The organism is Propioniciclava soli, assembly GCF_014858005.1.
Taxonomy (GTDB): Bacteria; Actinomycetota; Actinomycetes; order Propionibacteriales; family Propionibacteriaceae; genus Propioniciclava; species Propioniciclava soli.
The window spans coordinates 144198-170141 of sequence record NZ_JACYOT010000006.1 but is presented as its reverse complement, the minus strand read 5'-3'; the positions used below and the strand labels follow the sequence as shown (position 1 = coordinate 170141).

Below are 25944 nucleotides of genomic sequence, written 5' to 3'. Positions count from 1 at the left end.
GTGGGATCCATGAGCACCCGCACCGAGAACGACAGCATGGGCACCATTGAGGTGCCCTCCGACGCCTACTGGGGCGCGCAGACGCAGCGCTCGATCGAGAACTTCGACATCGGCCGTGACACGTTTGTCTGGGGCCGCGCGATGGTGCGCGCGCTGGGCGTGCTGAAGAAGGCCGCCGCGCAGGCGAACGGCGAGCTGGGTGAGCTGCCGGGTGACGTGGCCGATCTCATCGTCCGCGCCGCCGACGAGGTCATCGCCGGTGGGCTCGACGACCAGTTCCCGCTCGTGGTGTTCCAGACCGGCTCGGGCACGCAGTCGAACATGAACTCCAACGAGGTCATCTCCAACAAGGCCATCGAGCTGGCCGGCGGCGAGCGCGGGTCCAAGAAGCCGGTGCACCCGAACGACCACGTGAACCGCGGCCAGTCCAGCAACGACACGTTCCCCACCGCCATGCACATCGCGGTCGTCAGCGAGCTCAACGGACGCCTCTACGCGCCGGTCGAGCGGCTCCGCGATGTGCTCGCCGCCAAGGGTGAGGAATTCTCTGACGTCGTGATGGTGGGCCGCACCCACCTGCAGGACGCCACACCGGTCACGCTCGGCCAGGTGTTCGGCGGCTGGGTCGCCCAGCTCGACTTCGCCCTCGCGGGCATCCGCCACGCTGACAGCCGCGCCCGCGAGCTGGCCATCGGCGGCACCGCCGTCGGCACCGGCCTCAACGCCCACCCCGACTTCGGACGCCTCACCGCGACCAAGATCTCCGAGGAGACCGGCCTGGAGTTCGCGCAGGCGCCCAACCTGTTCGCGGCGCTCAGCGCCCACGACTCACTCGTCGAGGTCAGCTCCTCGCTGCGCGTGCTCGCGGCGGCGCTGATGAAGATCGCCAACGACGTCCGCTGGTACGCATCGGGCCCGCGCAACGGCATCGGCGAACTGCGCATCCCCGAGAACGAGCCGGGCAGCTCGATCATGCCGGGCAAGGTGAACCCCACCCAGTCCGAGGCCGTCACGATGGTCGTCGCGCGCGTGTTCGGCAACGACGCCACGGTCGGCTTCGCGGGCACGCAGGGCAACTTCCAGCTCAACGTGTTCAAGCCGGTCATGGCCCACGCGGTGCTGGAGTCGATCCGGCTGCTGGCGGACGCGTCGGCGTCCTTCACCGACCACTGCGCCGCCGGCATCGAGCCCAACCACGAGCGCATCGAGGCCAACCTGGGCTCGAACCTGATGCTCGTCACTGCCCTGAACCGCCACATCGGCTACGACGCGGCGGCCGCCATCGCGAAGGACGCCAACAAGACCGGTTCCACGCTGCGGGAGGCGGCGCTGCGTTCCGGCAAGCTCACCGCGGAGGAGTTCGACGCCTGGGTCGTGCCGATGGACATGACGCACCCGTCCGCCGGCTGAGGCCTACCCTGCCGGGGTGGACGCCTTCTTCGCCGAACTGGACCGGATCAACGGGCAGGTCTACCTGTACGGGCTCGTCGGGCTGCTCGTCGCGGTCGGCCTCTGGCTCACGATCGCGACCCGGGGCGTCCAGGTGCGCCACTTCGGCGCGATGGTGCGCTCGCTCACGCGCTCCCGAGCCGGGGCGCAGGGCGGCATCTCGTCGTTCCAGGCGTTCGCGATCGGCATGGCCACCCGCATCGGCATCGGCAACATCACCGGGGTCGCGCTCGCGCTGATCCTCGGCGGCCCGGGCGCGATCTTCTGGATGTGGGTGGTGGCGGCCGTGGGCATGGCCACCGGGTTCGCCGAGGCCACCCTGGCGCAGGTCTTCAAGGTGCGTGCCCCGGACGGCACGTTCCGGGGCGGGCCCGCGTTCTACGTCAGCGTCGGATTGCGTTCGCGCGGGTGGGGCGTCCTGTTCGCGGTGCTGCTCATCTTCGCGATGGTGGTGGCGATGCCCATGGTGCAGTCGAACACCATCGCGGTGGCGCTCGAGGCGGCTCAGGGCGTCCCCACCGGGGTCACGGGCGTCGTGGTCGCCGCGCTCACGGCGCTGGTGGTGTTCGGTGGGGTGCGCGGGGTGGCGCGTGCCGCCGAGCTGATCACGCCCCTCATGGCGCTCGCCTACGTGGCGATCGCGCTGGCCGTGATCGTGGCGAACCTCACCCACGTCCCGGCGTTCCTCGGGGACATCCTCGCCGGCGCGTTCGGCCTCCGCGAGGGGCTGGCCGGGCTCGGCGGGGGCGTCATGGCGGCCCTGCTGAACGGTGCCCAGCGCGGCCTGTTCAGCAACGAGGCCGGCATGGGCACCGCGCCCAACGGCGCCGCCACGGCCACCGTGGCGCACCCGGTGCAGCAGGGTTTCGTGCAGAGCCTCGGCGTCTTCATCGACTCGATGGTGATCTGCACCGCGACGGCGTTCATCATCTTGTCGACCGACGCCAGCGGCTACGTGCCGGGCGTGACGCCGCGCGAGGAGGCGGCCTCGCTCACCACGAACGCCGTGGTGGGCCAACTCGGCGCGTGGGCGAGCTGGCCGATGCTGGTCATGATCTTCTTCTTCGGGTTCAGCTCCATCCTGGGCGCGTACGCCTACGCGCAGGTCAACCTCGACTTCCTCGGCGGGCCCCGGTGGTCGCGCTTCGTCCTGGCGGCGGTGACGGTGGCGACGACCGGCATCGGCGCGGTGCAGGCGCTCCCCCACGTCTGGATCCTCATGGACTCCGCGATGGCGCTCATCACGGTCGTCAACCTCGCCGGACTGGTCGCGCTCACGGGGTGGGTGCGGGCGGCGCTGGCCGATCACGAAGAGAGGGTGCGTCGGGGCGACGGCGCACCCCCGGACGCCTTCTCCTCCGCCGTGCTGCCCGATCCGGACGCCGCCCCGGCCTGGCGTGGGGCAGCGGCCTGAGTGGATTGTCACAGGCACGGGCTAGGGTCGTCGCCATGAACGTCGCGATCACCTCAGCCCATGTCGTCCCCGTGGTCGGGGAGCCCTTCGACGGCACGGTCGTCCTCACCGACGGCCGCATCGCCGCCCTTGGCGAAAAGGTGAAGGTGCCGCGCGGCCACGAGGTGGTGGACGCCGCGGGCGCGTGGCTGCTGCCCGGGTTCGTGGACGCCCACGTGCATCTCGGCGTCCACGAGGAGGGCGAGGGCTGGGCGGGGCAGGACACGAACGAGATGACCAACCCGGTGATGGCCGCGGCCCGCGCCCTCGACGCGATCAACCCGTTCGACAAGGGCTTCGACGACGCGGTGTCGGGCGGCGTCACGTCGGTCAACGTCAACCCCGGGTCGGGCAACCCGATCGGTGGCCTGACGGTCGCGATCAAGACGTGGGGCCGCGTGGTGGACGAGATGGTGATGCGTTCGCCGTCCGGGCTCAAGGCCGCGCTGGGCGAGAACCCGAAGCGGGTCTACGGCGAACAGAAGAAGACGCCCTCCACACGGCTGGGCACCGCCCTGACGATTCGTACCGCGTTCACCGAGGCGCGCAACCACGGCGCCAAGAGCGACGCCGAGCCGCACCTCGTGCACGACGCGCTGCTGCGCGTGCTGAACCGCGAGATCCCGTGGCGGCAGCACTGCCACCGGGCCGACGACATCGCCACGGCGCTGCGCATGGCCGAGGAGTTCGGCTACGACCTGGTGCTCGACCACGGCACCGAGAGCTGGAAGATCGCCGATCTCGTCGCGGCCCGCGGCGTCCCCGTGCTCTATGGCCCGCTGATCGTCTCGCGCTCGAAGGTCGAGGTGCGTGACCGGACGACGGCCGCCCCGGGCATCCTGACCCGCGCCGGCGTCGACGTGTCGATCATCACCGACCACCCGGTGGTGCCGATCGACCACCTCGTCACCCAGGCGATCCTGGCCGTTCGTGACGGCCTCGACCCGGTCGACGCGCTGCGCACGATCACGGTGAACCCCGCGACGGTGATGGGCGTGGCCGACCGGGTCGGTTCGGTGGAGAAGGGCAAGGACGCCGACGTGGTGCTGTGGTCCGGTGACCCGCTCGATCTGCGGAACCGGGTGCTGCGCACCTGGGTCGAGGGCCGGGAGGTCTACCGCTACGACGCCGCCACGGGCACTCCGTGGTGGGCCACCCGTTCCTGACCCCGCCCGGCGCCCGGGGTGCACCGCCCGCGGCGGTGGGTCACACTGGGGCCACGCGAAACAACCAGGAGGTTTCCATGCACCCGTTGCGCCGGCTCGGCGCCGCACTGGCATCCGCTGCGCTGCTGGCCGTGGTGGCCGCCCCCGCTCCGGCGCGCGCGGTCACCGGCCCCTACCTCGACATCCTGGCCGGTGAGGCGGGCGACACGTCGTTCGTGGACGTGGGCAATGCCGGTGACGCCCCGCTGACCGACTGCACCGTCACGATCGTCGACGACTGGAATCGGACCTACGCGACGTTGGCGACCGGCGTCACCCTGGGCGTCAACGAGTACCGACGGTTCGAGCGGCAGGCCGTGCCCCGGGGGTACTACATCGGCATGGCGCGGTGCGCCGAGGACCTCTACGGCGTGCCGTTCTGGACGCGGACGCCGGAATTCTTCGACGTGCCGGCGAGGCTGGCGTTCCACTCCGAGATCATGTGGCTGGCGTCCGAGGGCATCTCGACGGGGTGGCCCGACGGCACGTTCCGGCCCGGGGAGCCGATCAACCGTGACGCCATGGCCGCCTTCCTCTACCGTCTGGCCGGCGAGCCGACCGTGTCGTTGCCCGCCGCATCCCCGTTCTCGGACGTGGCGCCGGACGCCCCCTTCTACAAGGAGGTGTGCTGGCTGGCGTCCACCGGCATCAGCACCGGATTCCCCGATGGCACGTTCGGGCCGAAGGTGTCGGTCTCGCGGGAGGCCATGGCCGCGTTCCTGTTCCGGTTCTTCTACGACCAGCAGTTCCCGGGGCGGTTCGCGCCCCACCGGACGCCGACCGTCGCCCCCTTCGTGGACGTGCCCCTCGCCAGCCCCTTCGCCCGCGAGATCGCCTGGCTCAAACAGTACGAGATCACCACGGGCTACGGGGACGGCACGTTCCGTCCCCACGACGTCGTGGCGCGCGACGCCATGGCCGCCTTCCTGTTCCGCGAGCACCTGGTCATCGTGTCCAACGCCGACACCGCCGAGCCCGACGCTCCAGCCGGGCCGGCCGGGCCGGCCCGTGTCGCGCTCGACCTGGCCGAGCGGCCGGCCCGCGCGGGTCGGGACTGACCACCGCCGCCGTTGCCCCACCCAGAGGAGACCCCGTGACCGTGACATCCCGCGCGAGCGCCGCCCTGCTCGGGGTTCTCGTTCTGCTCGGCACCTGGCTGGGTGGGCCACCCACCGCGCGCGCCGCCTATTCCGCCCTCGCCGTGTACGCCGATGAACCGGCCCTCGGCACCGTCGAGCTGGGAGTGGTGAACGAGGGCACGGCGCCGCTGACCGGCTGCGAGATCTGGCTGTTCGACGACTGGAACACGCCGTGGCTGCGGTTGGCCACCGGCCTCACCCTGGCCCCCGCGGACTCCTTCGAGACGACGCTCCTCTTCCAGGAGAAGGCCTTCGTGCTGGTGCAGGCCACCTGCGACCAAGCCAGCCACCAAGCGGCGTTCACCGCGCTCACGCCGGCGTTCCCCGACGTCCCCGCCCAGGACATGTTTCACACCGAGGTGATGTGGCTCGCCGCCAACGACATCACCACCGGCTACCCCGACGGCACCTTCCGCCCCGGTGCGTCGGTGAACCGCGATGCCATGGCCGCCTTCCTCCACCGGATGGCCGGGCGACCCGTCCCGCCAGCGCCCGGCACCGCGCCGTTCGCCGACGTGGCTCCCTCCGACCAGTTCGCCGCGGAGATCGGCTGGCTCGCCGCCACCGGCATCACCACCGGCTACCCCGACGGTACCTTCCGCCCGGTCACGCCGGTGAACCGGGACGCGATGGCCGCCTTCGTGTACCGGTTCTTCCACGACCACTGGTTCGCCGGCACCGTGGCGGCCCCCACGCCGCCCACCACACCGGTGTTCGTCGACGTGGCCACCGACAACCCGTTCCACGCCGAGATCGCCTGGCTCGCGAGCTCGGGCATCGCGACGGGCTGGGAGGACGGCACGTTCCGGCCCCTCACCCCGATCGCCCGCGATGCGATGGCCGCCTTCCTCTTCCGGCTGCACTGGCTGATCGTGGCGAACACCCCGGACGACACGGTCTCGCCGCTCGGCGCGCCCGCTGACCTGGCGACCACGCGCCTGGCGACCACCGGCACCGCGGACGGCCCGGGTGCGGTGCCCGCCGACGTGGTGGCCGCCGACGTGGTGGTCGCCGACGTGGTGGTCGCGGCCGGGATGGAGCTGCCGGTCATGGAAGACGCCGCCGCGGTCCGGCTGGCACCCTCGCGCGCGGAGGCCTCCGCACCAGCCCCGTCCCACGGAACGGCCGCGGGGCAGACTGCGCCTTGACCACTGTGGTAACTTCCGGTTACCACCTTCAGGAGAGGCTGTCTCGTGATCGAGTTCACCTGCGTCACCAAGCAGTACCCGGACGGGACGGTCGCCGTCGACGACTTCTCTGGCCAGTTCCCACCCCACCAGACCACCGTGCTCCTCGGCTCCTCGGGCTGCGGCAAGACCACCATCCTGCGCATGGTCAACCGCATGGTCGAGGCATCCTCGGGCACCATCACCATCGACGGCGAGAACATCGCCCAGCGTGACGTGGTGCCCCTGCGCCGCAGCATCGGCTACGTGATGCAGAACGCCGGCCTGCTGCCGCACCGCCGCGTCATCGACAACATCGCCACCGTGCCGCTGCTCAACGGGACGCCCAAGGCGGAGGCCCACGCCCGCGCCGAAGAGCTCATGGACCTGGTCGGGCTCGATCGGAGCATGGCTCGGCGCTACCCCAACCAGCTCTCCGGCGGCCAGCAGCAACGCGTCGGCGTGGCGCGCGGGCTGGCGGCCGACCCCAACATCTTGTTGATGGACGAGCCCTTCGGCGCCGTCGACCCCCTCGTCCGCCGCGACCTCCAGGCCGAGCTCCGCCGCATCCAGTCCGAGCTCGGCAAGACCATCGTGTTCGTGACGCACGACGTCGAGGAGGCCTTCACGCTGGGCGACCAGATCATCATCCTCGCCAATGGCGGCCAGGTGGCCCAGCGCGGCACGTCGGAGGAGATTCTGGCGCACCCGGCGAACGACTTCGTGGCCGGATTCATCGGCCTGGCCCAGGGTGAGCGGACCCTGCACCGCTCCCCCGACGGCGGTGGCGTCCTCGTCGACGGCCACGGCCGCGCGGTGGGCGTCCTGGCCGAGGAGCCCGCACCATGAGGTGGATCGGCGACAACCTCGACGTGATCGGTGGCCATCTCGTCAGCCACCTGCTGCTCGCGGTGCCTCCCATCGTCGCGAGCTTCCTGCTGGCCCTGCCCGTCGGCTGGCTGGCCGGGCGCGTCCGCTGGCTGCGCGCGCCCCTGCTCTCGGCGGCCGGCCTGCTCTACGCCATCCCCTCGCTGCCGCTGTTCGTCGTGCTGCCGCTGGTGATCGGCACCGGCGTCCGGGATGCGACCAACATCATCGTCGCCCTCACCCTGTACGGTCTGGCGCTGATGGTGCCCGCCACGGCGGACGCCCTCCGCTCGGTCGACCCGCGGGTCGTCGATGCGGCCGACGCCCTGGGGTACGGCGGCGTCCGCCGCTTCCTCACCGTGGAGCTGCCCGTCGCCGGCCCGACCCTGCTGGCCGGGTTGCGGGTGGTGGCGGTGAGCACGATCTCCCTGGTCACGGTGGGCGCCGTACTCGGCGTCCCGAGCCTCGGCATGCTGTTCACCGACGGCTTCCAGCGCAACATCATGCCCTCCATCCTGGCCGGCATCGTGCTCACGATCGCGTTGGCGTTGGTCGTCGACGCCCTCCTCGTGGCCCTCGGCCGGTTGGTGCTGCCGTGGACGCGGCCGGCAGCGGCGGCCGTCGTCGCGCCGACGCAGGCGGAGGTGGCGCCGTGAACTACCTTCTCGACGCGTTCGCCTGGATCGCCGACCCCGCCCACCAGGCTGGCCCGAACGGCATCTGGGCCCGCCTGGGTGAGCACCTGGGCTACTCGGTGGTCGGCGTCCTGCTGGCCTGCCTCGTCGCGGTGCCGGCCGGCCTGTGGGTCGGCCACACCGGACGCGGCCGCGGCCTTGCCGTGGGGCTCGCGAGCGCGGCCCGCGCCCTCCCGACCCTCGGCCTGGTGACGCTGCTCGGCCTGCTGCTCGGCATCGGACTCGTCGGCCCCATGATCGCGTTCGTCGCGTTGGCCCTGCCCTCGATCCTGGCCGGCACCTACGCCGGCGTCGAGGCGGCCGACCGGGTGGCCGTCGACGGCGCCCGCGCCGCCGGCATGACGGAGTGGCAGGTGCTGACCCGTGTCGAGCTGCCGCTCGGCATGCCGCTGCTGATCGGCGGCATTCGCTCCGCGTTCCTCCAGGTCGTCGCCACCGCGACGCTCGCCGCCTACGTGGGCGCCGGTGGGCTCGGCCGCTTCCTCTTCCTGGGGCTCCGCACCCAGGACTACCCGCAGATGCTCGCCGCCTCGTTGCTGGTCGTGGGGCTCGCCCTCGTGGCCGACATCGCGTTCGGCCTCCTCCAAAGGTTCGCCACCCCGGCGGGCCTGCGCACCACCCGCTGACCCCACCCGAAAGGAAATCCCCATGTCCGTGTTCTCCCGCCGCACCCTCACCGCGGTCGCCGCCGTGGCTGGCCTCGGTGTCCTGGCCGCCTGCGGCACCAGCGACCCGATGGGCACCTCCCCCGCCACGACCGACCCGGGCGCCGCGACCGGCGACACGACCCTGGTGGTCGGCTCGCAGGCGTACTACAGCAACGAGATCATCGCCGAGATCTACGCCCAGGCGCTCGAGGGCGCCGGCTACACCGTGGAGCGCGAGTACCAGATCGGCCAGCGTGAGGTGTACCTGCCCGAGCTCGAGGCCGGCGATCTCGATGTGATGCCCGAGTACGGCGGCAACCTGCTGCAGTACTACAACTCCGATGCCGAGGTGACCGACACCGCGTCCATCGTCGAGGCCCTGGGCCAGGAGCTGCCGGACGGGCTGCGGGTGCTGACGCCGGCCGAGGCGTCCGACCAGGACTCCTACACGGTGACGCGCGCCTTCGCCGACGAGCACAACCTCACCGCGATCGGCGACCTCGCCGGCATCAATGGGCTGACCATCGCCGCCAACAGCGAGTTCGCGACGCGCCCCTACGGCCCCGACGGCGTGCAGCAGGCCTACGGTGTCACGATCGCCCTCACGCCGGTGGAGGACTCGGGCGGCCCGCTCACGCTGCGCGCGCTGCTCGACGGAACCACCCAGGTGGCGGACCTCTACACCGCCGACCCGGCCATCGCCGACAACGACCTCGTGGTGCTCGACGACCCGGAGAGCCTGATCCTGCCCCAGAACGTGCTGCCCCTGGTCTCGGAGCGGGTGGACGCGGAGGCCGAGGCCGTGCTCGACGACGTCAACGCCCAGCTGAGCGCCAGCGACCTGCAGGAGCTCAATGCGCAGAGCGTGAACGAGCAGCGTCGCTCCGCCGACATCGCCTCGGAGTGGTTGGCGGCCAAGGGCCTGGCGTGACCCCGGCGTACGACCCGTTCAACCGGCTGTGCCCGTCGCGGTCCGTCCTCGACACGGTGGCCGACCGCTGGGCCGTGCTCGTGCTCGTCGCCCTCGGCGACGGCCGGGCGCGGTTCAGCGCGTTGCGTGAACGCGTCGACGGCATCAGCCCGAAGATGCTGACCGCGACCCTGCGCCATCTCGAGACCGATGGTCTGGTGTCCCGGAGGCCCGGTACCGGCGGGATCCGGCAGGTGTACTACGAACTCACCGACGTGGGGGCGTCCGCCGTCCCGGCCGCCGCCGCTCTCGTCGCGTGGGCCCGCGCCCACGCAGCAGACGTGCAAGCCGCTCGACAGGAGATCTCATGACCGTTCCCATTGCCGTCACCGGCGCCACCGGCCAGCTCGGCGGCGCCGTCGCCCGCCGGTTGTCCGCCGCCGGCGTCCCCCTGCGGCTGGTCGTGCGGACGCCCGCGCGAGCGCCGCACCTGCCGGGCGCGGACGTCGCGCAGGCCACCTTTGGGGACGCCGACGCGGTGCGTGACTCCCTCACCGGCGTCGACGTGGTGCTCATGGTGTCGGCCGGGGAGTCGGCCACCCGGTTGGAGGAGCACCGCACGTTCGTGCGGGCCGCGGCCGAGGCCGGGGTGAAGCACGTGGTGTACACCTCGTTCGCGGCCGCCGCGCCCGACGCGGTGTTCACCCTGGGACGCGACCACTTCCACACCGAGGCGGCCATCCGCGACGCCGGATTGGGTTTCACGTTCCTGCGCGACAACTTCTATGCCGACGCGCTGCCCGCCTTCGCCGACGCCGACGGCGTCGTCCGCGGCCCCGCCAGTGAGGGCCGGTGCGCCTTCGTCGTCCGAGCCGACGTGGCCGAGGTGGCGGCGACGGTGCTGCGCTCCGCCGCCGATCACGCCGGCGCCACGTACACCTTGACCGGGCCGGAGTCGCTGACGTTCGCGGACGCGCTGGCCGAGCTGGGCGCGGCGACCGGGCGACCCTACCGGTTCGAGAACGAGACGGTCGAGGACGCCCACGCCTCCCGCCGCGCGCAGTGGCCGGGTGAACCCGACTGGCAGTACGACGCCTGGGTGTCGACCTACACCGCCGTCGCCTCCGGGGCGCTCGCCGAGGTCACCGGCGACGTCCCCGCGCTGCTCGGGCGTCCCGCGAAGTCCGTGGCGGAGTTCGCCCGAACCCTGGCGTCCTGACCCACCCGCCCCCCGAGAAACCGACCCCGAGGAGAACGTCGTGCGCGCAGCCTGGTACACCCGCGGCGGACCCGCCGCCGACGTGCTCGTCGTCGGCGAGCAGCCGGAGCCGATCCCCGGCCCGGGTGAGGTCCGCGTCCGCCTCGCCCATTCCGGCATCAACCCGGGTGACACCAAGAAGCGGGGCGACTGGCAGGGCAGCGGGCTTCCGTTCCCCCTCGTCATCCCGCACTCCGACGGCTCGGGCGTGGTGGACGCCGTCGGCGAGGGCGTCCCTGCTGACCGGGTGGGGCGCCGCGTGTGGGTGTGGGGCGCCCAGTCCTACCGCGCGTTCGGGACGGCGGCAGAATTCGTGTGCGTGCCGACCGACCACGCGGTGGACCTCCCCGACGCCGCGCCGCTCGAGGTGGGAGCCTGCCTGGGCATCCCCGGCATCACGGCCCACCGGTGCGTGTTCGCCGACGGTTCCGTGCGCGGGGCGACGGTGCTCGTGCACGGCGTCCTCGGCGGCGTCGGACGGCTGGCGGCGCTGCTGGCGCGCCGCGACGGGGCCCGGGTGATCGGCAGTGTGCGCTCGGACGCCGACGTGGACGCCGCCGCGGGCGTCGCCGATGAGGTCGTGGTGCTGGGCGACGGGGTGGTTGACGCGGTGCGAGAGCTGGCTCCCGACGGCGTCGACCGGATCGTGGAGGTGGCGTTCAGCGACAACGTCGGCCTGGCGGTGGACGTGATCGCCCCCGGCGGCACCATCGCCGCCTACGCGACGCGCGATGCCGAGCCGCGGTTGCCGTTCTGGCCGCTGCTGTTCGCGAACGTGACCATCCGGCTGCTGGGCAGCGACGACTTCAGCGCCGAGGCCCGCGCGGAGGCGGCACGCGACCTGTCGGCCCTGGCCGTGGGGCTGGACGTGCCCCGCGTCACGTTCCCGCTGGAGCGGATCGCCGAGGCCCACGATCGCGTGGACGCCGGCTCACGGGCCCGGGTGCTCCTGTCCCTCTGAGCCCCCTGGAGGCTGGGGCTGGGGGCCGACCCCTGGATGGGCATTTGGACCCGAGGAAATGGCGCCATGGCGCCATTTCCCCGGGTCCAAATGCCGAGGGGGGTGCCGGAGTCAGGCGCGGACGGGGAGCGTCGCGCGACCGTTGATCACGACGCCGTCGCCGAGCGTCTCCGCCGCAGCGCGGCGCAGGTTCGGGGCCCGGCGGGCGAGGGCGGCGAGCGCGAGGCGTCCCTCCATCTCCGCCAGCGGACGCCCCACACAGTGGTGGATGCCGGTCGAGAAGGCCAGGTGGTCGCGCAGGTTGGGGCGGTCCAGGTCGAACTCCCCTGGCCGCTCGAACACCTCGGGGTCGCGGTTGGCTGCGGCGAGGAGGATGACGAGCCCCTGCCCCTGGGCGAAGTCGACGCCGTCGACGGTGAGGTCGCGCGTCGGCGTCCGCCCCGTCAACTGCACCGGCGGGTCGAACCGGAGCGTCTCGTCGACCGCCCGCTCGGCGAGATCGGGGTCGTCGGCGAGCCGCTTCCACAGGTCGGGGCGGTCCATGAGCGCGGAGACGCCGTTGCCGAGCAGGTTCACCGTGGTCTCGAACCCCGCCAGGAGCAGCAGCTGCGCGAGGGCGATCAGCTCGGCGTGGGTGAGCTGGTCGCCGTCCTCGGCCTGCACCAACTGGCTGATCACGTCCGTGCCCGGCTCGCGGCGGCGCAGCGCGATGAGGCGCTCGAACAGCGCCGCCAGTTCGACCTTGGCCTCCGTGATCTCGCGCTGGTGACGCAGGGACGCCACCCCGTCGAGCGCCCGGCCGATCGCGTCGCCGTACCGGTTGAGGGAGTCGACCTCGGCGTCGGGAATGCCGAGCAGCGCGGTGATCATGATGACGGGCAGCGGCTTGGCGAACGCGGCCATCAGGTCGACCGGGCCCTGGGCCAGCTGGCCGGCCAGGTCGTCGGCGAGGGCGTCCACGGCGGCACTGATCCGATCCTCCTGCTCGCGCATCCGCCGCGCGGTGAACGCGGGGGCGACGAGGGCACGCAGCCGCGTGTGGTCGGGCGGGTCGAGCTCGAGCAGGGAGAGGTCGAGGATCTGCTCCGCCGGGTTCTGCTGGCCCACGCGGACGCTGACGTCGCGGCTGCGGAGCAGGCCGTCCGCGAGCGGGTGACTGACCACCGACGCCATGCCGGCCGAACTACGGACGACGGGGCCCTCGGCGCGCAACCTTTCGTAGAGCCGGTAGCGCTGGCGGCGCCCGGCGGGGGTGAACAGGGCCATGAGCGGGTCGCGGCGCCCCCAGGCGTGCCAGGCGGTGTACCCGCGCGCGAGGGCGAGCCGGCCGACGAGCGCGGCTCGGTTGCGCAGGGGGACCTCGGTGGAATTGCTCATGGGCTCTCCTTCACGGCTCACGCCCACCGTAGTCGGAGGACGCCGCAGTGACCTGGCTGCGCTCGGTGGGCGGCCCCGTCAGGGGTGCCGGGCCAGGACGGCGTTGAACGCGTCGGCCAGGCCGAAGGCGTCCACCATGTCCACCGGTTGGGCCATCCGGGTGAACGTGGCCTGCACCTCGTCGGGCGTCACCGGCCGCTCGAGGTCGAGCAGGGCGTCCACCTCGGGGCTGTACTCGTCGCGGGGAGCGCCGCCCTCGATGAGTCCCCACGGGTCGAGGTCGGCGAACAGCTCGGCGGCGTCCCTGCGGCGGCGCAGCCTGCGCACGGAGTCGGCGTCGCCAGCATCGGAGGTCTTGCGGGCGACGAAGACGAATTCTGCGCCCGGGCGGTCCGGGGCGTCACGGACTTCGTCGACCACGAACCCGACCTCCTCCAGCGAGCGGGTCAGCTCGGCGCGGGTGCGGAAGACGAGGGTGGAGGTCGATTCCACGCGGACGCCGTCGCGGTGGAAGACCGTCGGTGAGCTGAACGTCACCGTGCGGTCGCCGACCCCGGTCACCTCGATCCACTCCTCGACGCGGCCCTCACCGGGCACGTCGACGACCTGGCGGGTGCGCTCGGGCGTCCACCGTTCCCAGGCGCGGACGTCCGGGTCGCGGGACTCGAACACGAGGCGTCCACCGGGCACCAGGGCCGCGCGGACGGCGGTGAGAGCGTCGCGCCAGGCGCCGTCACCCACGAACACCTGGGCGACGTTGGCGGTCATGAACGCCAGGTCGACCTGCACGGGCAGGGCGTCCAGCGCCGTGCCGTGCACCCAGGTCACGGCGTCGGCGTGCGGCTTGGTGCGGGCGACGTCGAGGCTGGCGCCGGCCGGGTCGACGGCCCTCACCCGGACGCCGCGCGCCGCCAGCAGCGTCGCGAGCGTTCCCGTCCCGCAACCGATGTCGAGGACGCTGGCCGCGCCGAACTCCTCGACCATCGCCGCGTAGACGTCGAGGTCGCTGCGGTCGGGGTCGAGGGCGTCGTACACCGCGGCCACGCGCGGGTGGTCGAAGATCGCATCCGGCATGATCGGACCCTAACTCACCTGCGCCGATCGCCGACATGACGGCCGGGAGCGACCTACGATGCGACCACCGCAGTGACGCGACCCCAGGAGGCAATCGTGACCGACCATCCCCACCAGGCGGGATCCCCCGACGACCTGAACCGCGACGCCGAGTTCGCGCAGCGCACCCCCGACGCGGCACGGGTGGACGCCGACCCCGACCCCACGGAGACGGTGGTCGATTCCTACGCCGACACGATCAACGAGTCGGGTGACTGGCTGGAGAGTCAAACGGACCCGACCGGTGGCGTCGACGCCGCCGGCCGGGCCGGCTGACCCCGGTCACCTCGCTCCCCCCAGTCCGCGACGCTCCCGTCGCGTGGCACGGCTCTTCTCCCCCGGGCACCTCGGACGGCGCGGTTGCGCGGCCGGAGGCGGGGGCTGGGCTAGCGTCGCACCGTGAACACCCCCACGCTGACCACCCACGAGATCCCAGGCCGTGACGAACTGGTGAAGCTCTACCGCAGCGTCGGGTGGGAGGCGTACACCCGTGATCCCGACCGGCTCCACGCGGCCGTGGGACGGTCGCTGCGGGTGGTGTGCGCCCGCGTCGGCGACGACCTCGTCGGCCTGGCCCGGGTGGTGGGGGACGGCGTGACGATCGTGTACCTCCAGGACATTCTGGTCGCACCCGACCACCAGCGCGGTGGCGTCGGCACCGCCCTGCTCGCCGCCGTCCTCGAGCCGTTCGCCGATGTCCGCCAGCAGGTGCTGATCACCGACGACGACCCCGGCCAACGGGCGTTCTACGAGGCCCGCGGCTTCACCGAGATTCGCGACGTGCCGGACGCCTCCCTGCGCGCCTTCCTGCGCTTCACCTGAGCGCGCCGTGCCCGCGCGAGTCAAGGCGATGTGGTGCGGCGCCCGGCGAGAACCATGCGCCGCCGAAGCATCACTCCCCCACCAACCGCGCCACCACGCGGGGTTCGGGCAGCCGTTGCGCGGGCAGGGTCGGCAGCACCGTCGTGAGCGCGGTCCCGACGATGCCGCCGCCCACCAGCAGGGCCACCAACCAGGGCTGCACCACCAGGACGAAGGTCGCACCCGCGGCCGTGATCGCGAACCACGTGTAGATCAGGCTCGGCACGGTCACGATCAGCGAGAGCAACGCCGCGTTGACGGTGATGATGACGGCCTCCCAGACGGGGATCCATGAGCGTTGCGCGGGGGTGCCGCCGACGATGCCGAGCAGCGCGAGCTCGGCGTCCCGCTGCCGGCCCATCATGACGAGCGAGCCGATCCCCGAGGAGAAGGCGATGGCCAGCGGAAGGCCGAACAGAGCAGCCAGGTCAGCGATCGCCGGCGTGCTCAGCTCGGCAAACCCGCCACCGCTCGCGACCATGGACGCGAGTGAGGAATCCAGCACGGCCGTGACGCCGATGCCGATGGCGAGCGCGAACATGACCGGGATCACGGACTTGTACAGCCGATCGGCCCGGGCGGAGACGGTGGAACGGGCCAGCACCCGGGCAGGGGCCCGTGAGGGCACCAGCGCCGTCCAGGCACGGGTCAGCGGGGCCACCACCACCGGCGCGGCCACCGCCAGCCCGGCGGTGAGCACGAACACCAGGGTGGTGGCGGCCATGATCAGGTGCCCCACGACCGACACGCTGCCCTGGGCCGAGATGACGACGACGGCGCCGATCGCGCCGGTCACGCCCAGACCGATCACGACGAGGGCAACCCAGCCGCCCGCGGTGAGCCGGGCGTCACGCATCGGGGCCATCGCCTGCCGGAGCGCTTCGATCGGCGGGATGCTGCTGGCGCACGACGCCTGCCGGGCACCGGCGAGCACGGCGACGCCCGCGCACAGCACGTTAACGGCCAGCACCGGCCCCCAGTGCGGGCCGGGCTCCGTCGGCAGGGCCAGGCCCTCGTTGCGGGCCGCCCAGGCATCCAACGCCATCCACGGGCGGGCGAGGGCGAAGGCGAGGAGGTCACCGACCAGCGCGGAGGCGAGAGAGACGGCCACGAGCTGGCTCACGAGCGTGGAGCGCACCTGGCTCGGCGTGGCGCCGACGAGCGCGAGACGGGCCAGCGCCCCGCGCCGGGCGTTGACGACCAGCGAGGTGGCCGAGGCCAGCACGGGCAGTGACACGAGCAGGATGAGGAACCCGGTGGTGACGAGTTGGGTGCCGGCATAGATCGCGACGCCCGCATCCCCGGAAACGAATCCGGTCGAGGCCATGAGGACGATGAGCGCGAGGGCGGCATTGACGGTCACGAACGTGACCGAGACGCCCGCCCAGGCGGACCACGAGTTCCGCAGTTCGCCAAGATGCACGCGATGCATGATGAATTCCTTTCGTGGCGTCACGCGGCCACAAGTCGCATGATGACCCTGGGCTCGGGCGACCGCTGGGAGCGCAGGGTGGGCAGTACGGTCGCCGCGATCGTGACGACGAGGCAGATCGCAACCGCCACCGCACCGACCACGACCGGGACGTTGAGGCGGTAGGTGAGGCCGGCGGCCGTGAGGGACCAGGCCTGGAAGGCGTAGGCGGGCACGACCATGCCAAGCGAGAGAAGCGCAGCGCTGCCGGTGATGATGACCGCCTCCAGCAGCGGGATGAGGGTGCGTTGCGCGGGGGTGGCCCCCACAACGCCGGCCAGCGCGAGATCGGCCGACCGTTGGCTCCCCATCATTGTCAGGGCTCCGACCCCGCCTGCCAGCGCGATGGACAGCGGAGCGCCGAACATCATGACGAGCGACTCCCAGCTCGAGCCCTCGAGCCGGACATCGGCCATCGACGCGGCCAACGTGTCCACCATGGACGCGCCCAACCCCACCGACGCGACCGCGATGCCGATCGTGAACATCACCGGAACGACCGACTTGTACAGCCGTTCGACCCGCGCGGCGACGGTGGCCCGGGCAAGCAGCCAGACCGGCGCGCGGGACGGCACCCACCGCGTCCAGGCCGACGTCAGGGGCTGGATGACCCATGGAGCCACCACCGCCAGGAGCGCACCCCAGATGACGATCTGGAAGAAGCCCAGGATCAGCAGGTTGCTGACGGTCTCCTTGTACCGGTGGGCGACCTGCAGCGGCACGGAGGCGAACAGACCGGCAACCAGCAGTGCGAGCAGCACCAACCGAATCCAGCCCCCAGTCGTCAGCCGCCCCGAACGGGTCGGCGCCAGGGACTGGCGGAGTGCCTCCACGGGAGGGATCTCACTGGCCAGGCGGGCCTGCTTGCCGCCGCCGATCACCGCGACCAAGACGCAGAGCAGACTCCCCGCGATGAGCGGGAGCAGCGAATAGAGGGGGTCGATCGAGACGTGGAGGGGTTCGGCGCGCGCCGAGTAGTCCACCAGGCGCAGCATGGGCGCGACCAGGGCGAGGCCCACGGCGTCCCCCACGACGGCGCTCACCAGGGACACGGCCACCAGCTAGGTGACGGTTCCGCGCACCTGGGCGGGCGTGGCACCCGACAAGGCCAGCCTGGCCAGCGCGCCCCGACGGGAGTCGACCACCAAGCTGGTGGCACCGGCGACGATCGGCACGGCGACGAAACGGATGACCAGGGCGTTGAGCCCCTGCACGATCGTGTAGGCCGTCGCGGCCATCAGCGGCAGTTCTCCGGCCGCAAGCCGAACCGAGCCCGAGTACAAAATCGTGAGGGTCATGGCGAGGGCCGCATTGACGGCGACGAACGCGATGGACACCCCGGCCCACGCGGCCGACGCGTCCCGCAACTCGGCGAGATGGATTCGGTGCACGGCTCAACCCTCCCTGCGGGCGCCCAAGCCGTGGACTGCGGCCAGGGCGGGGTGGCGGGTCATCACCGTCACGCTGGGCGCCGAGACGTGACCGATGGCCGCCAGCTCGAGGGGCGCATCCGAGCCAGATCGGCGCGTGAGAGAAGCTTCTGGAGCTGACTCACCATGACGTGTCCTTCCCGGGGGTGTTCGTTGCCGTTCGACAGTCCAGCAACGCGGACCCCCGAAGTCACGGGTCCGACGCCAACGCTGACCGGAAGTGAACAGGGGCTCCTCGCGCACATCGCCCCGCCCGAGAAGTCGGGCGGGGCGAACGGCTCAACGGCGAGGCAGGTCTGGGCCATTCAGACGCGCCAAGGGCACAGCACCAAGCTGAGGTTCGAGGTGCAGTAGAAGAAGGAGCACATCGAGCGCTTCTCCTCCTCGGGGGTGGCGACGCCATCCTCCTGCAGGTCCAAGATGTCGGCCATGCCGATTCACCTCCTCTCAGTTGTCTGATTGCACCATCACGAATTTCCCGTTGTCCATGAGCGACTGTTCGGGACGACGGCCACGGTGACCGCCGCGATGATGGGGCGCCCACGGAAGAGGGAGCTCTGCATCACCTGAGAACCATCGAATCCCTTGCCCAGGGGTGGGGCAACGAATTCTGCGGTTGCCTGGCCGAAGGGGGCGCAGGCCTTGGCCGGTCGGCCACGGTGCAGGGTCACCCCTGTCATGGGCACCACCAACGCGATGCCAGGTGTGGCTCCGACGTGCTGGCCCGTGCGCACCTGCGGAACCGGATCGGTGCGTGGCCGCTCGGAACTAGGCGTGGCCGCTCCGAACAGCGCGGCGTGCCCTGGGCCTATAACCTGACCGACGTGAGTCCGGGCTACCCTCTGCGCACCGAACGTCTCATCCTGCGGCCCCTGCGCGAGGACGACATCGACGTGATCCTGGCCTACCGCAACGATCCAGAGGTGTCGGCGCTGCAGGACTGGGAGCTGCCGGTGACACGGGAACGGGTGGAACGCCTTGTCGTGGCCCAGTCCACCTGGACCGACATCGTCCCCGGCGAGCCGCGTCAGATCGGGATCGAGCACGAGGGCGAACTCGTCGGAGACCTCTACGTGGGGCTCGACGAGCACGGCGGCGTCGCGGAGATCGGCTTCACGCTCCGAACCGAGCACCAAGGCCGTGGCTACGCCTTCGAGGCGGCGTCCGCCGTGGTCACCGACCTCATCGAACGCCTCGGATGCCACCGGCTCGTGGGCCAACTGTCACCGCAGAACGTGCGGTCGGCCAAGCTGTTGGAGCGGCTGGGCATGCACGTCGAATCCCTGGCACCAAGGTCGTACTGGTGCCGCGGGGCATGGGATGACAACCTCGTCTATGCGATGAGCGATGCCCAGTGGCGCGCCCGCTGACGACTCAAGATTGCTCGCGCGTCACGGCTTCGAGGGCGTGGAGCCACGCTGCCTCCGTATCCGTCATGTCGACCAGGACCCGCCGGCCGTCCCGGACCTCGTCCCAGGGCACGTACTCGCGCGCCAGCACATCCGCCCAGGTGGGGAGATCCTGGCCGGGCAGGTCGGGCTGGCGGGTCTCGACGCGACGCCGATGCTCCTCAGCGTCCGGGACCTGGCACTCGAAGACCATCAGCCCCACCTGGAGCTCGGCGGACAAGCCCGTCCAGATCCTGCGGGTGGTCGGCAACGGGTTGACCAGGTCGACGACCACCGGCAGCCCCAGCGCCAGATTCGATGCCGCCAGCTCGCGAACGATCTCGTACCCAAGCGGTCCGACGTCGATCCCGGCCCGAGCCAGCGGGGTCTCCACGACATCCACCCTCAGGTAGACGGCGCGCAGCTCCCGGACGAGCCTCCTGGCCAGCGTCGTCTTGCCGGTCCCAGGAAGCCCGGAGACCACAACGAGGCGGCTCATGCTGTCCGCAGCGGCTGAAGGCCGCCGATCTGATCGCGGAGAGCGTGCCGCTCCAGCCGCAGCTCGTCATGGCTCTGGAGATTCATCCATAACTCCGCGGTCGTGCTGACGGCACGCAGACGAACTGCGGTGTCAGCCGTGATGCCGCGCTTGCCGTGGACAATCTTCATGATCCGCCGCGGCGGAACGCCCATGGCAACCGCAAGCTTGTTCTCGGTCATCCCGAATCCCTCGATGAAGTCCTCCAAAAGGATCTCGCCCGGATGAATCGGGTCCATCAGGTCAGTGGTGGTCGACGAGCTCGACATCGTGGGGACCTCACTCTCTCCAGACGAAACAGATCCGCCACTAATCGTTGACGCCGAAGCTGTGCTGATAGTGGCGGTCACCATTGCGCTGCTCAAGTTCACCAGGAGCACTCCGGGTGTCATGATGAGGGTGGCCGCCAGCGTGCGAACCCACCCTCGGTGTTGAGAACCTGGCCCGTCATCCACTGCCCCTCGTCACTGACCAGCCACTCGATCAAGCGGGCCGGATCGTCCGGCGCTCCCATCCGCCCGAAGGGAAACATCGGAGCCACGTGGGCCATCATCTCCGGGGTCATGTAGCCGGTGTCGACCGGGCCAGGGTTGATGGTGTTGACCGTGATGCCAACGTCAGCCAGCTGGTCGGCAAGCGTCATCGTCACCCCCGCCAACGCCGCTTTGGACGCCGCGTAGGCCACCTCTCCGGGCATGGGCCCGAGCCCCTGGCCGGACGTCATCAATACCACTCGACCTCCGGGACGACCGTCATGCTGGGCAGCGAACGACTGGACCAGCAAGATCGACGACCGGGCGTTGACCGCCCAGTGCGCGTCCAGCATCTCAGCTGTGAGGTCGCCGATGACCCCATCGCCACCAGACCGGGCGTGGTTGCAGACGAGCACATCGACGTGACCGAACTCGCCCACGGCCTGCCCCACCACCGCTTCGGGCGCCCCGTCCTCCGCCAGGTCCACACCCATATCGACGACGCGCTGACCAGGGTCGACGCACTGCGCACGGAGCTCCTCCATGAGGACCTCCAGATCATCCCCACCCCATGGCTGGTCCTCGTCATGGGGCCGATGATGCGTCACGAAGAGCTCAAACCCTCGTGCGGCAAGCCTGGACGCAATGGCGAACCCGATCCCCTGCCTGCGACTCACCCCCGTGACGAGCGCCACCCGCCCCATGAGCGGCGGGGCACTCATGCCAACTGGAGCGGCTCGATGCGGTCGAGCGAGTCGCCGAGCATGTCCATTTCGACCTCCAGGTCGTAGCGCGCCTGCAGATTGATCCAGAACTGAGCACTCATGCCGAAGTAGCGACCCAGGCGAAGCGCAGTGTCTGCCGTGATCCGGCGCTTGCCGTGCACGATCTCGTTGATCCGGCGCGGCGGCACTCCGACAGCAACAGCCAGCTTGTGCTGGGTGATGCCGAACCCGTCCAGGAAGTCCTCCTGGAGGATCTCGCCAGGGTGAATCGGAGGGTAGAGCTTCTCAGTCATGGTGCGCCTCAGTGGTAGTCCTCGATGATGACGTGCTCAGGTCCGGCATCGGTCCAGACGAAACAGATCCGCCACTGGTCGTTGATGCGGATGCTGTGCTGTCCCGATCGATCGCCTGTCAGAGCCTCCAACCGGTTCCCCGGTGGTACGCGGAGAGCATTGAGATCGGTCGCCGCGTCCAGGTGATGGAGTTTTCGGTTGGCAACCCTGTGGATCCGGGGATCGAGCTTGGGGGCCCGTTCACGTAACCAGACTCGCTCGGTGTCGCGGTCACCGAAGGATCTGATCACGCGCCCAAGTTAGCAACCTTAACGCGTTGCGTCAATAACGTCACACGTTAAACCTAAACTCCACCACGTCGCCGTCCGCCATCACGTAGTCCTTGCCCTCCAACCGGACGCGTCCCGCCGCCTTGGCCGCCGACTCCGAACCGAACTCCACGAGATCGTCGAAGCTCACGACCTGGGCCTTGATGAAACCCTTCTGGAAGTCGGTGTGGATCACGCCGGCCGCCTCGGGCGCCGTCGCGCCCTTGCGGATCGTCCACGCCCGCGACTCCTTCGGCCCCGCCGTGAGATAGCTCTGCAGGCCCAACGTGTCGTAGCCCACACGCGCCAGCTTGTCGAGGCCCGGTTCGTCCACGCCGGCCTCGGCGAGAAACTCCGCAGCCTCCTCGGGCTCCATCTCCACCAGCTCGGACTCGAACTTCGCGTCCAGGAAGATCGCCTCGGCGGGGGCCACGACGGACGCCATGCGCTTCAGCAGCGCGGCGTCGGCCAGCTGGTCGGCGTCACAGTTGAAGACGTAGATGAACGGCTTGGCCGTCAGCAGGAACAGCTCGCGCAGCGGCTCGGGGTCGAGGTCGGCCGCGTAGATGCCGGTCCCGTCCGACAGCGTCGCGTACGCCTCCTTCCACGCCGCGAGCTTCGGCTGCGCCTCCTTCTTGATGCGCGCCTCCTTCTCCAGGCGCGGGATGGCGCGCTCGAGCGTCTGCAGGTCGGCCAGCACCAGCTCGGTCGTGATCGTCTCGATGTCGGATGCCGGGTTCACGGCGCCGTCCACGTGCGTCACGTCGTCGTCGCTGAACGCGCGCGTGACCTGGCAGATGGCGTCCGCCTCACGGATGTTCGCCAGGAACGCGTTGCCCATGCCCTCGCCCTGCGAGGCGCCCTTCACGATGCCCGCGATGTCGACGAAGCTCACCGTCGCCGGCACGATCCGCTCCGATGAGTACAGCTCGGCGAGCGTCGCCAGCCGCGGCTCGGGCACCCCCACCACCCCGACGTTCGGTTCGATGGTCGCGAACGGGTAGTTCGCCGCCAGAACGGTGTTGCGGGTCAGGGCGTTGAAGAGGGTCGACTTGCCCGCGTTCGGGAGGCCGACGATACCGATGGTGAGTGCCACGGGAGTCCACTCTACGGGCCCGGACGCCGCCGCTCACCTCGGCCCTCCCCCACCACCACCCGCCACGGTGATCGAAAACGTCACCGCGGCGTCCTAGAGTGACTGCTGACACGCAGGATCGGCCACCGAGGAGATGGGGCCCATGAACTTCGAGAAGGTCGTCTTCGGCTTCTTCATCACGCTCGCGGCCACGCTGAACTTCGGCTTCTTCATTGGCGAGATGGACCGGCCCGACCTGCACAGCGTCTGGGGCCTGGCCGCGGCGCTGGCCGTCAGCGTCATCGCGACGATCCTCAAGTTCGGCGACCGCACCCAGCTCGGCGCCGTCCACCTCGCGACGAGCCTGGTGGCCGACCTGCAGCTCCTCGTCGCGGCCCTCATCTGGACGTGGGCCGTCTACATCGGCCCCGGCATGGGCGGTCAGGCGATGAGCCAGGTGGTGTCGTTCTCCGGCGGTGCGCTGCTGGCCAACCTGATCTCGGTCGTGCTCCTGCTCGGTGAGATCTTCACGATGCGCCGCTGACCCATGCGCGCCACCACGGGGCAGTCTCGGCTGCCCATGACCAACGTCTTCTACCTGGTCCTGCGCCGGATGCGGGTTCCGTTGATCATCGTCACGATCGTCTACACCGTGTGCACGTCGGTGCTGGCCCTCGTCCCGGGGGTGGACGCCGACGGCCAGCCAACCCCGGGGATGGGGCTGTTCCACGCCTTCTACGTCATCAGTTACACCGGCACCACGATCGGGTTCGGCGAGATCCCCGTGCCGTACTCCGGTGCCCAACGGCTGTGGCTCACGGTCAGCATCTATGCCACGGTGATCGGCTGGTCGTTCTCCATCGTCAACCTGCTGGCCCTGCTGCAGGACCCGGGCTTGCAGAACGCCGTGCGCTCGGCGCGCTTCAACAACCACATTCGCGGGATGCGGGAGCCGTTCTACATCGTCGCCGGTTGCGGCGAGACCGGCGCGATGGTCTGCCACGGCCTCGACCGGGTGGGCCTGCGGTTCGTCATCATCGAGCCCGACCCGGTGCGGTTCGAGGAACTCCGGTTGGAACAGTTTTCCTTCGACCCCCCGATGGCCCGTTCGGACGCCTCCCAGGCCGACAGCCTCATCGCCGCCGGGTTGCTGAAACCGAACTGCCGGGGCGTCATGGCGCTGGCCCCCGCGGACGAGACGAACCTGGACATCGCGGTGAACGTCGGCATGCTCCGACGCGGTCTGCCGACGCTGGCCCGCATCCAGGAGACCGACATGGACACCGCCCACGGCGTCTTCCTCAACGACATCGTGGTGAACCCCTTCGAGCGGTTCGCCGAACACCTGGTCTCGGCGATCATCGCCCCGGAGCGCTACCTGGCCCGGGAGATTCTCACCGGCCTGCCCGGGATGCCGCTCCCCGAGGCGCACCACCCCCCGGCCGGCCACTGGGTGATGTGCGGGTATGGACGCTTCGGCCACGCCATCACCGAGGCGCTGCGCGCGTTCGGTCTCACGGTCAGCGTCATCGACCACTCCCACTACGACGGCGGGCAGCAGGTGGACATCAAGGGGCGCGGCACCGAGCCCGGCGTTCTCGCCGCGGCCGGCATCGAGCACGCCAACGGCATCGTGGCCGGTCACCGCGACGACCGCCGCAACCTCGCCATCGCCGCCCACGCCCGCGAGCTCAACCCCGACATCTTCATCGTGACCCGGCAGAACCAACGCTCCTCGGCGCCGTTGTTCGAGGCCTTCGAGGGCGACCTGGCCATGGAGCCGTCCAAGCTGGTGGCCCGCGAGTTCCTGGCCGTCATCACCACGCCCCTGCTCGCCCGCTACCTGGCCTACCTGCGCAACCAGGACGAGCCGGTGTGTTCGCAGCTGGTGACGAAGCTATCGACGCTGCGGCCGGGGTACGTCCCCGAGACGTGGAGCCTGGTGATGGACGAGCCGACCGCGCCCGCCGTCGTCCGCCAGATTCGCGAGGGGGTGGAGGTGACCGTCGGGCACCTGATGGCCGACCCGCGTCACGAGTCCGAGCCGCTGTGGCTCAAGCCGCTCGTGCACGCGCGCGACGACAAGACGATGATCAACCCCGGCAAGGGGCTTCGGCTGGCCGAGGGGGACGAGGTGCTGTTCGTGGGCTCGGCGGAGGCGCGGCGGCGTCAGGAGTTCACCTTGGTGAACGACACCATGTTGACCTTCGTGATCACCGGGGAGGACCGCTCCAGCGGCGGCCTCCTCTGGCGCTGGATGACGCAGCGCCGCGCCCACTCCGCGGCGCGCTCCTGACCCACCCTGCCGGGTGTCAGAGGGTGAACAGCACGATGCTGGCCACCACCACGGCCATGCCGGCGAGCATGCCGTAGACGGTCTGGTGCTTGTCGGTCTGGTAGCGCCACGCGCCGGGCAGCAGCTCGTCGAGCGCGAGGAACACCATCATGCCGGCGACCAGCCCGTAGACGACGCCGAAGAACACCGGGGGCACGACCCAGGCCAACAAGGACGCCGCCAGCAGCGCCCCCAGCGGCTCGGTCAGCCCGGACGCCGTCGCCCACCAGAACGCCTGCGTGCGGGACCCGGTGGCGGCGTACACCGGCGCGGCCACCGCGATGCCCTCGGGCACGTTGTGGATCGCGATGGCCACGGCCAGCGGCAGGCCCACGCCCGGGTCGGCGTACGTGGCGACGAACGTCGCCATCCCCTCGGGCAGGTTGTGCAGCGCCAGCACACCGGCCACCAGCAGCCCCGAGCGCAACAGCCGCCCGGTGCGCAGCTGGTCGCCCGTGCTCGACACGTCGCCGCCGGCCGTCTCGTTGGGGTTGAGCTGCACGGGCAGCAGCCGGTCCACGGCCAGGACGAGCCCGATGCCGGTGAAGAAGGACGCCCACAGCAACAGGTGGGCGGCGCTCTCACCGAACGACGCCTGCAACGCTGTGAGCCCGAGCGGGATCGCCTGCACGAAGCTCACGATGAGCATGGCGCCGGCGGCAAACGCCAGCATCACCGCCAGCCAGGAGCGGCGCAGGGTGCGGCGTCCGAGCGCGAGGGCGCCGCCGATTGACGTGGCCAGCCCCGCCAGCAGCGCGACGGCGAGCGCGAGAACCACGCTCAGCACCCCGCCGGGCCGACGGCGGG

Annotated in this window: 30 protein-coding genes; 17 read left to right on the top strand and 13 right to left on the bottom strand. The window is 70.8% G+C overall.

Annotated features, from left to right (window positions below):
- Positions 1–9 precede the first annotated feature (9 nt).
- From fumC to IFY26_RS18155, 12 genes are all read left to right on the top strand, one after another.
- Positions 10–1410 (top strand): class II fumarate hydratase, encoded by a 1401-nt coding sequence (gene fumC / locus IFY26_RS07850; protein ID WP_232548438.1) that lies wholly within the window; start codon positions 10–12, stop codon positions 1408–1410.
- Between the two features lie 16 nt (positions 1411–1426).
- On the top strand, positions 1427–2863 hold the full coding sequence (locus IFY26_RS07845) for an alanine/glycine:cation symporter family protein (protein ID WP_232548437.1): 1437 nt from the start codon (positions 1427–1429) through the stop codon (positions 2861–2863).
- Positions 2864–2898: 35 nt separating this feature from the next.
- On the top strand, positions 2899–4068 hold the full coding sequence (locus tag IFY26_RS07840; protein ID WP_232548436.1) for an amidohydrolase: 1170 nt from the start codon (positions 2899–2901) through the stop codon (positions 4066–4068).
- A 77-nt stretch (positions 4069–4145) separates the two neighbouring features.
- On the top strand, positions 4146–5165 hold the full coding sequence (locus IFY26_RS07835) for an S-layer homology domain-containing protein (RefSeq protein WP_232548435.1): 1020 nt from the start codon (positions 4146–4148) through the stop codon (positions 5163–5165).
- Positions 5166–5200: 35 nt separating this feature from the next.
- Complete coding sequence (locus IFY26_RS07830) at positions 5201–6394, top strand: S-layer homology domain-containing protein (RefSeq protein WP_232548434.1); 1194 nt, start codon at positions 5201–5203, stop codon at positions 6392–6394.
- Between the two features lie 45 nt (positions 6395–6439).
- On the top strand, positions 6440–7261 hold the full coding sequence (locus tag IFY26_RS07825; protein WP_232548433.1) for an ABC transporter ATP-binding protein: 822 nt from the start codon (positions 6440–6442) through the stop codon (positions 7259–7261).
- Positions 7258–7935, top strand: a complete 678-nt coding sequence (locus IFY26_RS07820; RefSeq protein WP_232548432.1) for an ABC transporter permease — start codon at positions 7258–7260, stop codon at positions 7933–7935. The genes IFY26_RS07825 and IFY26_RS07820 overlap by 4 nt, the downstream gene beginning before the upstream one ends.
- Positions 7932–8600 (top strand): ABC transporter permease, encoded by a 669-nt coding sequence (locus IFY26_RS07815; RefSeq protein WP_232548431.1) that lies wholly within the window; start codon positions 7932–7934, stop codon positions 8598–8600. Before IFY26_RS07820 ends, IFY26_RS07815 begins: the two co-directional genes overlap by 4 nt.
- Positions 8601–8622: 22 nt before the next feature.
- Complete coding sequence (locus tag IFY26_RS07810; protein ID WP_232548430.1) at positions 8623–9552, top strand: ABC transporter substrate-binding protein; 930 nt, start codon at positions 8623–8625, stop codon at positions 9550–9552.
- A complete protein-coding gene (locus IFY26_RS07805) occupies positions 9549–9902 on the top strand; it encodes a winged helix-turn-helix transcriptional regulator (protein WP_232548429.1) in 354 nt (117 codons plus the stop codon). The genes IFY26_RS07810 and IFY26_RS07805 overlap by 4 nt, the downstream gene beginning before the upstream one ends.
- Entirely contained in the window at positions 9899–10750 is an 852-nt protein-coding gene (locus IFY26_RS07800; protein ID WP_232548428.1) for an SDR family oxidoreductase, read from the top strand. Before IFY26_RS07805 ends, IFY26_RS07800 begins: the two co-directional genes overlap by 4 nt.
- 40 nt (positions 10751–10790) lie before the next feature.
- Entirely contained in the window at positions 10791–11750 is a 960-nt protein-coding gene (locus IFY26_RS18155; protein WP_232548427.1) for an NADPH:quinone reductase, read from the top strand.
- A gap of 111 nt (positions 11751–11861) precedes the next feature.
- On the opposite strand, the gene IFY26_RS07790 is transcribed toward IFY26_RS18155, so the two are convergent.
- A complete protein-coding gene (locus IFY26_RS07790) occupies positions 11862–13127 on the bottom strand; it encodes a cytochrome P450 (RefSeq protein WP_232548426.1) in 1266 nt (421 codons plus the stop codon).
- 78 nt (positions 13128–13205) lie between these two features.
- On the bottom strand, positions 13206–14201 hold the full coding sequence (locus IFY26_RS07785) for a class I SAM-dependent methyltransferase (protein WP_232548425.1): 996 nt from the start codon (positions 14199–14201) through the stop codon (positions 13206–13208).
- A gap of 96 nt (positions 14202–14297) precedes the next feature.
- Between IFY26_RS07785 and IFY26_RS07780 the strand changes: the two genes are divergently transcribed.
- Together IFY26_RS07780 and IFY26_RS07775 are read left to right on the top strand one after the other, a co-directional pair.
- Positions 14298–14516, top strand: coding sequence for a hypothetical protein (locus IFY26_RS07780; protein ID WP_232548424.1), 219 nt, complete (start codon positions 14298–14300; stop codon positions 14514–14516).
- A gap of 123 nt (positions 14517–14639) precedes the next feature.
- The gene (locus tag IFY26_RS07775; protein ID WP_232548423.1) at positions 14640–15062 is read left to right on the top strand and encodes a GNAT family N-acetyltransferase; all 423 of its coding nucleotides are present in this window, start codon (positions 14640–14642) and stop codon (positions 15060–15062) included.
- 70 nt (positions 15063–15132) lie between these two features.
- On the opposite strand, the gene IFY26_RS07770 is transcribed toward IFY26_RS07775, so the two are convergent.
- The 4 genes from IFY26_RS07770 to IFY26_RS17795 form a co-directional block, all read right to left on the bottom strand.
- Entirely contained in the window at positions 15133–16533 is a 1401-nt protein-coding gene (locus IFY26_RS07770; RefSeq protein ID WP_232548422.1) for an FtsX-like permease family protein, read from the bottom strand.
- Positions 16534–16553: 20 nt separating this feature from the next.
- Positions 16554–17630 carry an ABC transporter permease family protein gene (locus IFY26_RS07765; RefSeq protein ID WP_232548421.1) on the bottom strand — a complete coding sequence of 359 codons (1077 nt, stop codon included), beginning with the start codon at positions 17628–17630 and terminating at the stop codon, positions 16554–16556.
- Positions 17631–17633: 3 nt separating this feature from the next.
- Positions 17634–17963, bottom strand: coding sequence for a hypothetical protein (locus IFY26_RS07760; protein WP_232548420.1), 330 nt, complete (start codon positions 17961–17963; stop codon positions 17634–17636).
- A 344-nt stretch (positions 17964–18307) separates the two neighbouring features.
- Positions 18308–18433, bottom strand: a complete 126-nt coding sequence (locus tag IFY26_RS17795; RefSeq protein ID WP_269779241.1) for a hypothetical protein — start codon at positions 18431–18433, stop codon at positions 18308–18310.
- Positions 18434–18826: 393 nt separating this feature from the next.
- On the opposite strand from IFY26_RS17795, the gene IFY26_RS07755 reads away from it, so the two are divergent.
- Positions 18827–19372, top strand: coding sequence for a GNAT family N-acetyltransferase (locus IFY26_RS07755; protein WP_232548419.1), 546 nt, complete (start codon positions 18827–18829; stop codon positions 19370–19372).
- Positions 19373–19376: 4 nt separating this feature from the next.
- Here IFY26_RS07755 and IFY26_RS07750 read toward each other — a convergent pair whose 3' ends face one another.
- From IFY26_RS07750 to ychF, 6 genes are all read right to left on the bottom strand, one after another.
- Positions 19377–19889: a P-loop nucleotide/nucleoside kinase family protein gene (locus tag IFY26_RS07750; protein WP_232548418.1), complete on the bottom strand. Its 513-nt coding sequence runs from the start codon at positions 19887–19889 to the stop codon at positions 19377–19379.
- Complete coding sequence (locus IFY26_RS07745) at positions 19886–20197, bottom strand: HigA family addiction module antitoxin (RefSeq protein ID WP_232548417.1); 312 nt, start codon at positions 20195–20197, stop codon at positions 19886–19888. Before IFY26_RS07745 ends, IFY26_RS07750 begins: the two co-directional genes overlap by 4 nt.
- Before the next feature lie 119 nt (positions 20198–20316).
- Entirely contained in the window at positions 20317–21105 is a 789-nt protein-coding gene (locus tag IFY26_RS07740; protein WP_232548416.1) for an SDR family oxidoreductase, read from the bottom strand.
- 14 nt (positions 21106–21119) lie between these two features.
- Positions 21120–21419 (bottom strand): HigA family addiction module antitoxin, encoded by a 300-nt coding sequence (locus IFY26_RS07735; RefSeq protein ID WP_416046561.1) that lies wholly within the window; start codon positions 21417–21419, stop codon positions 21120–21122.
- Positions 21420–21427: 8 nt separating this feature from the next.
- The gene (locus IFY26_RS07730) at positions 21428–21709 is read right to left on the bottom strand and encodes a type II toxin-antitoxin system RelE/ParE family toxin (RefSeq protein ID WP_232548415.1); all 282 of its coding nucleotides are present in this window, start codon (positions 21707–21709) and stop codon (positions 21428–21430) included.
- Between the two features lie 40 nt (positions 21710–21749).
- Positions 21750–22823: a redox-regulated ATPase YchF gene (gene ychF, locus IFY26_RS07725; RefSeq protein WP_232548414.1), complete on the bottom strand. Its 1074-nt coding sequence runs from the start codon at positions 22821–22823 to the stop codon at positions 21750–21752.
- Between the two features lie 142 nt (positions 22824–22965).
- Here ychF and IFY26_RS07720 point away from each other — a divergent pair, with 142 nt between their 5' ends.
- Both IFY26_RS07720 and IFY26_RS07715 read left to right on the top strand, forming a co-directional pair.
- Entirely contained in the window at positions 22966–23346 is a 381-nt protein-coding gene (locus IFY26_RS07720) for a DUF6394 family protein (protein WP_232548413.1), read from the top strand.
- A 3-nt stretch (positions 23347–23349) separates the two neighbouring features.
- Positions 23350–25098 carry an NAD-binding protein gene (locus IFY26_RS07715; RefSeq protein ID WP_232548412.1) on the top strand — a complete coding sequence of 583 codons (1749 nt, stop codon included), beginning with the start codon at positions 23350–23352 and terminating at the stop codon, positions 25096–25098.
- A gap of 16 nt (positions 25099–25114) precedes the next feature.
- On the opposite strand, the gene zupT is transcribed toward IFY26_RS07715, so the two are convergent.
- Positions 25115–25915, bottom strand: a complete 801-nt coding sequence (gene zupT / locus IFY26_RS07710) for a zinc transporter ZupT (RefSeq protein WP_232548411.1) — start codon at positions 25913–25915, stop codon at positions 25115–25117.
- Positions 25916–25944: the final 29 nt, after the last annotated feature.